This window comes from Pseudomonas sp. GXM4, from assembly GCF_008923895.1.
Taxonomy (GTDB): domain Bacteria; phylum Pseudomonadota; class Gammaproteobacteria; order Pseudomonadales; family Pseudomonadaceae; genus Aquipseudomonas; species Aquipseudomonas atacamensis.
Genome location: NZ_WBRZ01000183.1, coordinates 1 through 11,599, shown reverse-complemented (window position 1 = coordinate 11,599; position 11,599 = coordinate 1). Strand labels below are relative to the sequence as shown.

General features: G+C 61.0%; 8 protein-coding genes, 1 tRNA gene and 2 pseudogenes. 4 read left to right on the top strand and 7 right to left on the bottom strand.

Annotated features, from left to right (window positions below):
- On the bottom strand, positions 1–1,196 hold a 1,196-nt coding region (locus F8N49_RS19920; protein WP_151552238.1), incomplete at its 3' end, for an MFS transporter.
- Between the two features lie 332 nt (positions 1,197–1,528).
- Between F8N49_RS19920 and F8N49_RS19915 the strand changes: the two genes are divergently transcribed.
- Entirely contained in the window at positions 1,529–3,586 is a 2,058-nt protein-coding gene (locus F8N49_RS19915; protein ID WP_151552236.1) for a methyl-accepting chemotaxis protein, read from the top strand.
- A gap of 115 nt (positions 3,587–3,701) precedes the next feature.
- Positions 3,702–3,778, top strand: a tRNA-Met gene (locus F8N49_RS19910).
- A gap of 186 nt (positions 3,779–3,964) precedes the next feature.
- Here the strand turns inward: F8N49_RS19910 and F8N49_RS19905 are convergent.
- Entirely contained in the window at positions 3,965–4,303 is a 339-nt protein-coding gene (locus F8N49_RS19905; RefSeq protein ID WP_151552234.1) for a DNA-binding protein, read from the bottom strand.
- 398 nt (positions 4,304–4,701) lie between these two features.
- On the opposite strand from F8N49_RS19905, the gene F8N49_RS19900 reads away from it, so the two are divergent.
- Both F8N49_RS19900 and ggt read left to right on the top strand, forming a co-directional pair.
- The gene (locus F8N49_RS19900) at positions 4,702–5,157 is read left to right on the top strand and encodes a hypothetical protein (RefSeq protein ID WP_016773199.1); all 456 of its coding nucleotides are present in this window, start codon (positions 4,702–4,704) and stop codon (positions 5,155–5,157) included.
- Positions 5,158–5,340: 183 nt separating this feature from the next.
- Entirely contained in the window at positions 5,341–7,173 is a 1,833-nt protein-coding gene (ggt, locus tag F8N49_RS19895; protein WP_151552232.1) for a gamma-glutamyltransferase, read from the top strand.
- Between the two features lie 73 nt (positions 7,174–7,246).
- On the opposite strand, the gene F8N49_RS19890 is transcribed toward ggt, so the two are convergent.
- The 5 genes and pseudogenes from F8N49_RS19890 to F8N49_RS19875 form a co-directional block, all read right to left on the bottom strand.
- Complete coding sequence (locus F8N49_RS19890; protein WP_071173586.1) at positions 7,247–7,879, bottom strand: LysE family translocator; 633 nt, start codon at positions 7,877–7,879, stop codon at positions 7,247–7,249.
- Positions 7,880–7,952: 73 nt separating this feature from the next.
- On the bottom strand, positions 7,953–8,552 hold the full coding sequence (locus tag F8N49_RS19885; RefSeq protein WP_073473530.1) for a flavin reductase family protein: 600 nt from the start codon (positions 8,550–8,552) through the stop codon (positions 7,953–7,955).
- Positions 8,553–8,727: 175 nt separating this feature from the next.
- Positions 8,728–9,165, bottom strand: a pseudogene (locus F8N49_RS28660) (methyl-accepting chemotaxis protein); the annotation flags it as partial.
- Between the two features lie 102 nt (positions 9,166–9,267).
- Positions 9,268–9,954, bottom strand: a pseudogene (locus F8N49_RS28655) (PAS domain-containing protein); the annotation flags it as partial.
- Between the two features lie 204 nt (positions 9,955–10,158).
- The gene (locus F8N49_RS19875) at positions 10,159–11,472 is read right to left on the bottom strand and encodes an MFS transporter (RefSeq protein ID WP_151552227.1); all 1,314 of its coding nucleotides are present in this window, start codon (positions 11,470–11,472) and stop codon (positions 10,159–10,161) included.
- Between the last annotated feature and the right edge of the window lie 127 nt (positions 11,473–11,599).

The following is an 11,599-nucleotide window of genomic DNA, read 5'->3' as shown; positions in this document are numbered from 1 at the left end:
AAAAAAATCGCCAACACACCAAACAACGGCAGAAACGAGCACAGGAAGTACACATACTCAATCCCGTGCACATCCGCCAGATGCCCGAGCAGCGCTGCGCCAATCCCGCCGAAACCAAACATGAGCCCGAAGAAAATCCCGGCAATCATCCCGACATTGCCTGGCACCAGTTCCTGCGCGTACACCACGATCGCCGAGAATGCCGACGCCAGAATGAAGCCGATCACCACGCTGAGAATGCTAGTCCAGAACAGATCGACATGCGGCAGGATCAGGGTGAACGGCGCGACGCCGAGGATGGAAAACCAGATCACTGCCTTGCGTCCGATCTTGTCGCCGATAGGCCCGCCGAAGAACGTCCCTGCAGCCACTGCGCCCAAAAACAGGAACAAGTGCAATTGCGAACTCGCCACCGACAGGTCGAACTTCTCAATCAGGTAGAAGGTGAAGTAGCTGGTGAAACTGGCCATGTAGAAATATTTGGAGAACACCAGCAGCCCCAGGACCACCAAGGCACTGGTCACCCTGCCCTTCGATAAGCCGTGCGTCGCCGCCTGGCCGGCCTTGAGCTTGAACAAGTTGAGGTGATTGGCGTACCAGCGGCTGATGCGGTACAGCACGAACAGCGCAAACACTGCGAACAGACCGAACCACGCCACATTGCCCTGGCCGAAGGGAATGATGATCGCCGCCGCCAGCAATGGGCCGAACGCGGAGCCGGCATTGCCGCCGACCTGAAAGGTCGATTGCGCCAGACCAAACCGGCCGCCCGAAGCCAGCCGCGCAACACGCGAGGCTTCCGGGTGAAAGGTCGACGAGCCGATACCAATCAGCGCCGCCGCCACCAGAATCAATGGGAAGCTGCCGACCACCGACATCATCAGAATGCCGATCAACGTACACACGGTGCCCGCCGGCAGCAGCCACGGTTTCGGATGCCGGTCAGTGTGATATCCGACCCACGGCTGCAACAGCGACGCGGTCAACTGGAAGGTCAAGGTGATCAGGCCGACCTGGGTGAAGGTCAGGCCATAGTTGGCTTTGAGCATAGGGTAGATCGACGGCAGCACCGACTGGATCAGGTCATTGATCAGATGCGCCAGCGCCACCGCGCCGATGATGCGCATCACCAAGGGGCTGCTTTGCGGAGCAGCGGTCGCCGAGGCAGCGGCGGTCTGAACGTTGCTGATAGCCATGGAAAATTCCGGACAGCAGATGGGTGCCCGCAGGCAGGTGCGTCAATGTGCCATTTTTCGGTGCGCTCGCGCTATCCCCTTAGGCAGCTAACTAACTGACTGGTCGTCGAGCAAACGGTGATAGCGCAACGCCATGGTCTGAATCTTGCCTTCCTTCTGCCCTTGAACACGATCGCCTTACAAAGGCGCTCGACAATGGGAAGTTTCGCTACAGAGCCGGCCTACAGAGCGGGCATGGGTGAACTTTCGAGGCCTTTTAGAGGGCACAGGTCGCAGCCGAAAGGTTCGCGATGCACGCCAATGGTGCGTGGTGTCCAGAGGAGTCATGAGGCATGCAGGCTTTCCTTTCACCGGGGATCAAATTGCTGGGGCGGTTTGGCTTCGCAGGTAAATTCCAATTATTGTTTCTGCTGTTCATTCTGCCGCTGGCCGGCAGCCTGTTGATGATCGGCCATGACTATCGCGAGAAGCTCAATCTGATTTCCGGCGAACGTGCCGGCGTGCGTCAATTGCTCGCGCTGGATGCGCTGGACAACCTGCTCGCCGCGCAACGCGACCGCGCCGCCCGCTGGCGCGCCACCGAGACCAATCGTCAGCCGACACCGGCCACCCTCGCCGCCATGGCTGCCTTCGACGGCGTGCAACCGGCGGTGCTGCAAGCCACCACCGAGCTGGGAAATGCCCTGAACCAGCAAGGCGCCGACGGCGCAATCCTCGAACGCTTTCAGGCGCTGCAAACCGCACTCAATGGCCTTGATTCGAAAAGCCTCAGCAGTGTCGGCTGGTGGCCGGACGGTTATGACCGCTTCACCAATGCCCTGGGCGCGCTGCAAGCCTTGCGCGAGCAGATCGTCATGGACAATCGCCTGACCCTCGCGCCGTGGCTGGAAACCTACCTGCTGACGCAGATTTCCACGCAACACGCACCGGACCTGATCGAGCGGGTCGGGCGTCTCGCCGCAGTCGGTCAGGCTTCGGTCGTCTCCGGGCAGTTCACCCTGCAAAGCCGCTTGCAGTTGCGGGACCTGCGCAGCCGCATTGGTGACGCCCGCGAGCAACTGGTGAAAACCGCCAGCCTGCTGGAGGCGCGTCTGCCAGCCGAGCTGCAAGCCTGGGCCGGTCAATATCAAGACAGCCTGAAACACCTCGACAGCGGCCTGAAAGTCCTCGACGACGGTGTGTTTGGCGGCAGCATCAACCTCAAGCCAGAGGACTTCGAACGCAGCCTCGACGCGCTGCTCACCGACCTCGCTTCCCTGCGCCAGCAGTCACTGGTCGCGCTGGATCAGCGGCTCGATGCGTATTACAGCTCGGCGATCCGCCAGTTCATTCTTGTCGCCGCAATCTTCGGTTGCCTGCTGCTGGCCGCGTTGTACCTGTTCGTTTGCCTGCAAGCCTCGATCCGCCGCAGTGCCAGCGGCATCACCTTGCTCGCTGAGGCCTTGCGCGACGGTAACCTGAGCCTGCAAGTGCCAGTGGTGGGGCGCGATGAGCTGGCAGCGATCAGCACCGCGCTTAACGTCGCTGTGGTGCAACTGCGCAGCAGCATGCTCGGCGTCGACCACGAGACCTCGCAGTTGAGCAACGCGGTACGCAGCCTCAACCAACACTCCAGCGGCGCCCTGAGCGAAGTCGAGGCGCAGCAGTTGCAGATCAGCCAGATCGCCGCTGCCGCCACGCAATTGGCCGCCACCTCGCAAGGCGTCGCGCAAAGTTGCGAACAGGCCTCCGGCAGCGCCCAGCAAACCCGGCGCATCGCCGCCGACAGCAGCCGCGACAGCCAGCGCACCACGGCCAGCATTCAGCAGCTCAATCAGCGCCTGAACGACACCGCCGCCGCGCTTGGCCGGGTCAGCGAGCAAGGCCAGCAGATTCAACTGGTCGTGGACACCATTCGCGGCGTCGCCGAGCAGACCAACCTGCTCGCACTCAACGCCGCCATCGAAGCCGCCCGCGCCGGCGAACAGGGTCGCGGCTTTGCCGTGGTCGCCGACGAGGTGCGCAGCCTCTCGCAACGCACGCAATCGTCCACCGCGCAGATCGCCGGCACTGTCGACAGCCTGCGCGCCACGGTCAACGAAGCGGTGAGCCTGATGGAAGCCGCCTGTGGTCAGGCGCAATCGGATGCCGAGGCAGTCACCGGACTCGGCGAACGCCTGGGAGAAATCGCCAGCGCCGTACAGAGCGTCACCGACACCCTGGCGCAAATCGCCACAGCTGTGGAAGAACAGGCCAGCACCGCCGACGAAGTCAGCGGCAATATCCAGCAGGTCGATCAAGCGGCGGTGCGTTTGCTTGAAGGCGCACGCGCGGTGAACCTCGCGGCGGACACCTTGAGCCAGGGCAGCGAGGCCCTGAGCGCCAATACCGCCAGATTCCAACTGCGCTGACGCCCTCCCCGGCCCCGATTTTCGGGGCTGGAGGATAAGCGGTTGAAAACAGGAAGAAATATTTTCGATTTACGCTTGACGCTTTGCCATTTCAGGGGAATAATGCGCGCCACTTGGCTACATAGCTCAGTTGGTTAGAGCATAGCATTCATAATGCTGGGGTCCGGGGTTCAAGTCCCTGTGTAGCCACCAAGTACTAAAAACGGCTTACCGAAAGGTAGGCCGTTTTTTTATGCCTCGAGAAAAGTTGCGCTCTGCTTCACTCGCAATCTACCGATTGACGTCAGCGGGTCAATTGCACGTATCCCATCGGGAAAACGCCGCAGGGAAAAATCAGAAAGCCCGACATCGAGCCAGGCTTCTTATTACCACGGTGGATCACGCTGCTGTGTGTTCCTGATCATCCTGACTGTGAGCGACCACCTTCGACAAACCGAGCCCCACAGCAGACAGCACCTTCAGTAGCGTAGAAAGGCCTGGGTTTCCATCTGCTGAAAATTGGCGGTAAAGATTGCCTCTATTGAGTCCGGTTGCGTTGGAGACAGCGGCAAAACCGCCTCTCGCTTCCACCACACGTCGCACCGCGGTGACAAACACAGACTCACCGCCCTCTTCATCAATTTCTTCCAATGCTGCAACGAGATATTCGAGAGCGAAATTCTCGTCCGTGCGCAGCATTTCGAGAACACTGCCCTCGTGATTGCTTACGCTTTTCATTGAGCTACCTCTTCAGCGCCTTCCAGATTTCTTTTGATTGATGGATGTCGTGTTGCTGCCTTTGTTTTGTTCCACCGCCCAGCAAAAGTGAAGCCCCTCCTGGGAACCGTACAGAAACCATCCTCAGGCAACGCCGTGTAGGCTGTCGACCTGAATAATCTGTAAGAGAAATCCGGCGTAGTCAGCGATTCAAAGGAAAAGACTACAGGCGCGACCGACAATGGTTTTGCCTGAATCAGGCGCAAAACCGCTGGACTGAGATAGCCCTGTAGGAAGCAGGCTTTGCTCACGTAAGAACTGTATTTTTCATCACTTCAAGCACTCGCCCCTCTCTCCCCGAATTGCCCTTCGACCGACAAGCTCCCCTGGCTCGATTCAGCGCCATGCAGGGAGTTGGCATGCGTCAATACAAATACCTTCTCGACGATGACTGGTTATTAAATCCGTATAGCGGTGGCAGGGCCTGGTTTACTTTGCTTCCACCGAAAGCACCGGAGCCGGTGTACATCGAGAAGGATGAGTGGCCTGCGCCCGAGCCACGCGAAGACAGGGTATTTGCCAAGTCCTGCACGCCGGACAACTGGTGTCGCACGGACGCTGGCACTGCCGAGGAGCCAGCCAGCAACTTCGGCAAGATCATGGTCGCCGGCGCCATGCTCATGCCATCCGCCAGCACCGCGATCGCGACGGCAATAGGCGCCGACCTGGCTTTGGGGCGTCTGGCCGGCGGCGGGATTTTGCAACAGCGCCTGAACTGGGCCATCCGTGGCGCCGGCGGGCCGGCCAGCGTGTTTGTGCTGGGAATGCTGCCGAGCAAAATGGCCGACGGCACGCTTCACACGACTAAGAACTAAGAAAATAGCACCGCCTGAGCTACCGCTTTCGCGAGCAGGCTCGCTCCCACAAAGGCATCGTTTTCGGCCAATCGATCGGCGCGGCCGCTGAGCGGGAGGGCTGTAATCCTCACGCAGTTTGCACCCCGTCCGCCCGCTCGATAAAGTCCCTCAAGACTTCTACCCCACGGACGGAGATCCCGCGTGTTTCCAGCCCAGCCTTTGAAGCGCTTTCGCCTGCCAGCCCTGACACTGCTTGTCAGCGCTCTGACCCTCACCGCATGCAACGCCCCGCCCTCTTCCTCGTTGCCGCTGGCACCGGAAGCCGCTTCCGGTTACCGCACTGATCTGCAAACCCGTCACGCCAATAAGCACATGGCCGCTGCTGCCAATCCACTCGCGGCCGAAGCCGGGCGGGAGATGTTGCGTCAGGGTGGTTCGGCGATTGATGCGGCGATTGCGATGCAGGCGGTGTTGACGCTGGTTGAGCCGCAGTCTTCCGGGATCGGTGGCGGGGCGATGATTGTGTTGTGGGATGGCAAGCAGGTGCGCACCTATGACGGCCGCGAAACGGCGCCGGCCGGGGCCACCGAGAAGCTGTTCCTGAAGGCTGACGGTAAACCGATGGCCTTTACGCAAGCGCAGATCGGCGGGCGCTCGGTCGGTACGCCCGGGGTGTTGCGGGCGCTGGAGCTGGCGCATCGACAACACGGTCGCTTGCCATGGGCGAAGCTGTTTGAGCCAGCGATCAAACTGGCCGAGCAAGGCTTTGCGATTTCCCCGCGCCTGCATTCGCTGCTGACTGCCGATCCACTGATACGCCAGTCGCCAGACATGGCTGCGTACTTCCTGAATGAGGATGGCAGCGTCAAAGCTGTCGGCACACGCCTGCAAAACCCGAAGTTGGCCGCCGTGTTCAAACGCATCGCCAGCGAAGGTGCCGATGCGCTGTACAAAGGTCCGATCGCCGAAGAGATCGTCGCCAAGGTTCAACAGCACGCCAACCCCGGCAGCCTGTCGCTGAACGATTTGCAGCGTTATCAGGCCAAGGAGCGCGCGCCGCTGTGTACCGACTACAAGCGTTGGCAGGTCTGCGGCATGCCGCCACCATCGTCAGGCGGAATTGCCGTAGCGCAGATTCTCGGCACGTTGCAGGCGCTGGAGACTCGCGACCCACGCCTGTCGCTGACGCCGCTCAAACCGGTGAACAGCAATAGGCCGGCCGGCATCGAACCGGCGCCGCAAGCGGTGCATCTGATCGCCGAGGCTGAACGTCTGGCCTATGCCGATCGCGCGCAATACGTGGCCGACACCGACTTCGTCCCGGTGCCGGTCAAAGGGTTGCTCGATCCTGCCTACCTGGCCAGCCGCGCCAGCCTGATCGGCGAGCGCAGCATGGGCAGCGCCAAACCGGGCACACCGCCGGGCGTACAGGTTGCCTACGCACCGGACCGCTCGCCGTTGCGCATCTCGACCTCGCAAGTGGTCGCGGTGGATGATCTCGGCGGCGCCGTGTCGATGACCACCACCATCGAAGCCGCGTTCGGCTCGCACCTGATGGTTCAAGGTTTTCTGCTGAACAACCAGATGACCGACTTTTCCTTCATCCCCGAAGAGAACGGGCAGAAAGTCGCGAACCGCGTCGAACCCGGAAAACGCCCACGCTCGTCGATGGCGCCGACGCTGATCTTTGATCGCAACACTGGTGAATTCGTCGCCACAGTCGGCTCGCCCGGCGGTTCGCAAATCATCGAATACGTGGCTAAAACCACCATCGGCCTGCTCGACTGGAACCTCGATGCACAAAGTGCGATCAACCTGCCCAACTTCGGCAGCCGCAATGGCCCCACCGAACTGGAACAGGGACAGTTCAGCCCAGCGCTGATTCAGGCGTTGAAAGACAAAGGGCACACGGTCAGTGAAATCGACATGACCAGCGGCACCCAAGCAATCGTGCGGGTGAAGGATGCGCAGGGCAAAGCGACATTGACGGGGGGTGCCGACCCTCGGCGTGAGGGAGAGGCGTTGGGGGATTGAGTATTACGAAGTGGGCAGAAAAGGCTTACCGGGAGGTAGGCCTTTTTTTGCGCACAGCGATTGCTCTCATTGATCAGCGATTCGCCACCAAATGCACCCCAAACAACAAATAGCACCCACCTGCCAACCGATCCAGCCACTGGCGTGACCGCTCGTAGACACCGGCAACCCGGCGGCTGGCGAAGAACAGAGCGACGCTGCAATACCAGCTGAACGACAGCGTGGCCATGGTCAGCACGGCCAGCGCCAGCAGTAGCGGCGGCACGTGGGGCGGCATGGCGGTGGCGAAGATGGTGGCGACAAAGAGTGCCGATTTCGGATTAGTCATGTTGCCCAGGAAACCGCGAGCGTAGACGCCGAAATAAGTCTGCCGGGGCGCAGCCGATGCACCGGGGGCAATCGCAGCCTTGCGCTTGAATTGCTTCAGCCCCAGATAAATCAGGTAGCAACCGCCGGCAATCTTGAAGCCCAGATAGAGGGTCGGCGCGGCGCTGAACAGCGTCTTGATTCCCAAGCCGCCGGCAAGGCCCCACAGCACCGTGCCGGTGGCCACACCCAGCGCAGCCACGACGCCATGTCGGCGCGAGTGACTGGCCGCTAGTTGCGCGATGTTGAAGAAATTTGGCCCGGGCGTGACCACCGCCACTGTCCACAACAGCGCCAGCGACAGCAACGGGGCAAGATAACCGGCAACAGAAACGTCCATGAGCGTTGCGCCTGAGCAGTGGAATGAAGCCTCTACCTTGCTACATCCGCTGACGGTTTTCCATCAACGTCATTTAAACCGCCAACGTCTTGCCATCCACCCCATCCCCAATCGTCAGGAAATGCCCGCCCGCCACGTGGTGCAAGGTACGCAGTCCATCCTGCCCCTCGAAATGCCAGCGCCCATCGCTGAACACACGCTCATCGGCCTGGGCGGCGATGACTTCGGCGAGGAACAGGTCGTATTGCTCGTGATTGCGCGGCTCCGGCAGCAGGCGGCATTCGAGCCAGGCGACACAGCCCTCGAGCAGCGGCGCTTCAATCTGTTCGCCAGCGAAGGTTTGCAGGCCGTACGCCTGAAACTTGTCCTGACCTTGGTTGCGGGTGATTTCCAGGCCGGAGGTGTTGCCGACGGTTTGCACGATATCGGCCTGATTGACGCAAGGCACGTTCAGCACAAAAGTGCCGGAGGCTTCGAGCAACTGGCGGGTCCAGGTGGATTTGTCGAGGACGACGGCGACTTTTGGTGGTTCGAAATCCAGCGGCATGGCCCAGGCGGCGGCCATGATGTTGCGCTGGCCGTCGTGAGCGGCGCTGACCAGCACGGTCGGCCCGTGATTGAGCAGGCGATAGGCTTTGTTCAGAGGCACCGGACGGCGGTGGGAGACGCTCATGGGGATCTGCTCCGGAAGAAAAGGAGCCGATTGTAGCGCCAGACCACAGAAAGAAGGCGGGTGAAAAACCTGTGGGAGCGAGCTTGCTCGCGAAGGCGAAAGGTCAGTCAGATCAATGTTGAATGACACACCGCTTTCGCGAGCAAGCTCGCTCCCACAAGGGATCAGTGCGGTGTCAGTGAGAGAGCTGATTGGCAAACTGCCCCACCGCATCCACCACTTTCTGCGCACCGTCCTGAATCTCGACGATCACCGTGCCCGCCTCTGCCGCCAGCGCCAGGCCCTGTTCAGCCTGAAGCTTGCCGTCGGTCATCAGAGCCACGGCATTGCGGGCCATTTCCTGGTTTTGCCGTACCACGCCGACGATTTCGTCCGTCGCCTGGCTGGTGCGCGAGGCCAGTTGCCGGACCTCGTCCGCGACCACGGCAAAACCACGGCCCTGCTCGCCGGCCCGGGCGGCTTCGATCGCGGCGTTGAGCGCCAGCAGGTTGGTCTGTTCGGCAATGCCGCTGATGGTTTTGACGATGGTGCCGATCACCAGCGACTGCTCGTTGAGCGCTTCGATTCCTTCGCCGGCGGCTTGCATGTGCCGCGACAAATCACGCATCACGTTGACCGCTTCGGTGACGACCGTGGTGCCCCGTTGTGCGGTGCTGTCGGTTTGTTGCGAGGTGCTGTAAGCGATGCTCGCTGCGTCGGCAACCGCCTGCTCGCGGTTGACCTGATCGGTGATCACCGTGGCGAACTTCACCACTTTGTACAGTTTGTCGTTGGCATCAACCACCGGGTTGTAGGACGCTTCCAGCCACACCGTACGACCATGGCTGTCGATACGCTTGAAGCGGCCTGCGACGAATTCGCCGCTGTTCAAGCGCCGCCAGAAGTTCTGGTACTCGGCGCTGTTGTACTCATCCGGGGCGCAGAACGTGCGGTGATGTTTGCCTTTGATCTGCGCCAGGCTGTAACCCATGCCGTTGAGGAAGCGGTCATTGGCGCTGAGCACATTGCCGTTGAGATCGAATTCAATCACGGCGGTGGAGCGCACCAGCGCGCCGATCAGGTTCTCATGCTCGCGGGAGGCTTCGATGGTGCGGGTCAGGTCGCTGGCGTAGAAGGAAATGTGTCTGATCCGGCCATCGGACGAGCGTACCGGTTGCACGATGGAACGCAGCCACGCCTCGTCGCCATTGCCGCGCAACAGGCGCACGGCGCCGGCAAAATGCTCGCCACGGCTCATCGAGTTCTTGAAGCGCTGATGGAATTCGTCGGATTTGACGTGGGCCGGGACGATGTCTTCGATTGCCCGGCCGATCAGGTCCTGGCTCTTGTAGAGCATTTCATCGAGAAAATTCTGGTTGACCGAACGAATCCGCCCGTCGGGCTCAAGGGTCAGCGCGAGCATTTCGCTTTCCAGGCTTTCCTTCACTTGTACAAGGCTGGAGAGTTCTTCGCGCAGAGCAGCCAGCTCTTGTTTCAAGCGTTTATTGAACATAGGAAAGCACCGATGGCAGGGTAGTTAGCGGATACAACCTAGCCATCGGCCTTGCACAGCTTTTCTGAAGCCAGCTCCAGACCCGTCAGTCGAAAATAATCCGGCGCTTGCGGATCAGGCAGCGCCGGCCGCCTGACACGGTCCGGTACGTGGCATGCGCGCACCGAAATACGCCGCTGTCACAATCCCCACAGCGCCCATCACGGCACAAAAGATCACGCAGACCCACGGGCTCCACGGCATCAGACCAATCAGCAGCAGCGGGGTGATACTTGCCCACGCCGCGTAGGCAATGTTGTAGGTGAAGGAAATGCCCGACACGCGAATCCGCGCCGGAAAAAGCCCGACCATCACCGAAGGCACCGCACCCACTACCCCGCAAGCCAGGCCGGCGACCGCATAGGCCATGCCGATCCAATGCCCGCCCATGATCAGGCAGCCATACAACACGCCAATGCCCAGCGGCAGTAACAAGCTGTAGAGCATGACCGTGCGCCAGGCGCCGATGCGGTCGACCAGCAGCCCGGCGATCACGCAGCCGATATTGAGGAAGACGATGCCCAGGGCACTGAGGCCGAAGGTGTGACTGGCGGTCATGCCGAAGGTTTTCTGCATCATGGTCGGGGTGATGACCACGAACACCACCACTGCCGAGGTGAGTACGCAGGTGAGCAACATGGCCGGCAGCATGGCCAGACGATGCTCACGCAGCACCGTGCGCAGCGGCAGCTCGACCCGCGCCTCGCGCTGCGCTTCCATGGCCATGAACACCGGGGTTTCGCTGAGCCAGCGGCGCAGGTAAACGCCCACCACGCCGAACACGCCGCCGAGCAGAAATGGATAGCGCCAGGCGTAATCGAGAATTTCGGCAGGCGTGAAAACCTGTGCCAGGAAGGTCGCAGTGAGTGCGCCGATCAAGTAACCGAACGTCAGGCCGGCCTGCAGAAAGCCCAAGGCGTAGCCACGATGGCCGGTCGGCGCATGCTCGGCGACGAACACCCAGGCACTTGGCACTTCGCCGCCCACCGCCGCGCCTTGAAGGATGCGCAGCGCCAGCAACAGCAAGGGCGCGAAATAGCCGATCTGTGCGTAGGTCGGCATGATCCCGATCAGCAGACACGGCAGGGCCATCATCAGGATGCTCAGGCTGAACACCTTTTTGCGGCCCAGGCGGTCGGCGAAATGCGCCATCAGAATCCCGCCCAGCGGCCGCGCCAGATAACCGGTGACGAAGATGCCGAAGCTTTGCAGCAACCTCAGCCACTCGGGCATTTCCGGCGGAAAGAACAGCTGACTCAGGGTCAGCGCAAAGAATACGAAGATGATGAAATCGTAGATTTCCAGCGCCCCGCCGAGCGCGGCAAGGCCGAGGGTCTTGTAGTCGGCACGGCTGAACGGCGCCGGTCGGGCTGGGGAGTTGGCAGTCATGACAAAGAACTCAGGCATCGGCAAAAACCAAGGCGCTCATGGTCTACGCAAAAGCGCGGATCGACAACCCGTCAGACCATAGTCTCGGTTTGCGAAAACCTGCTCAACAAAAGGGCGGCGCTTGATT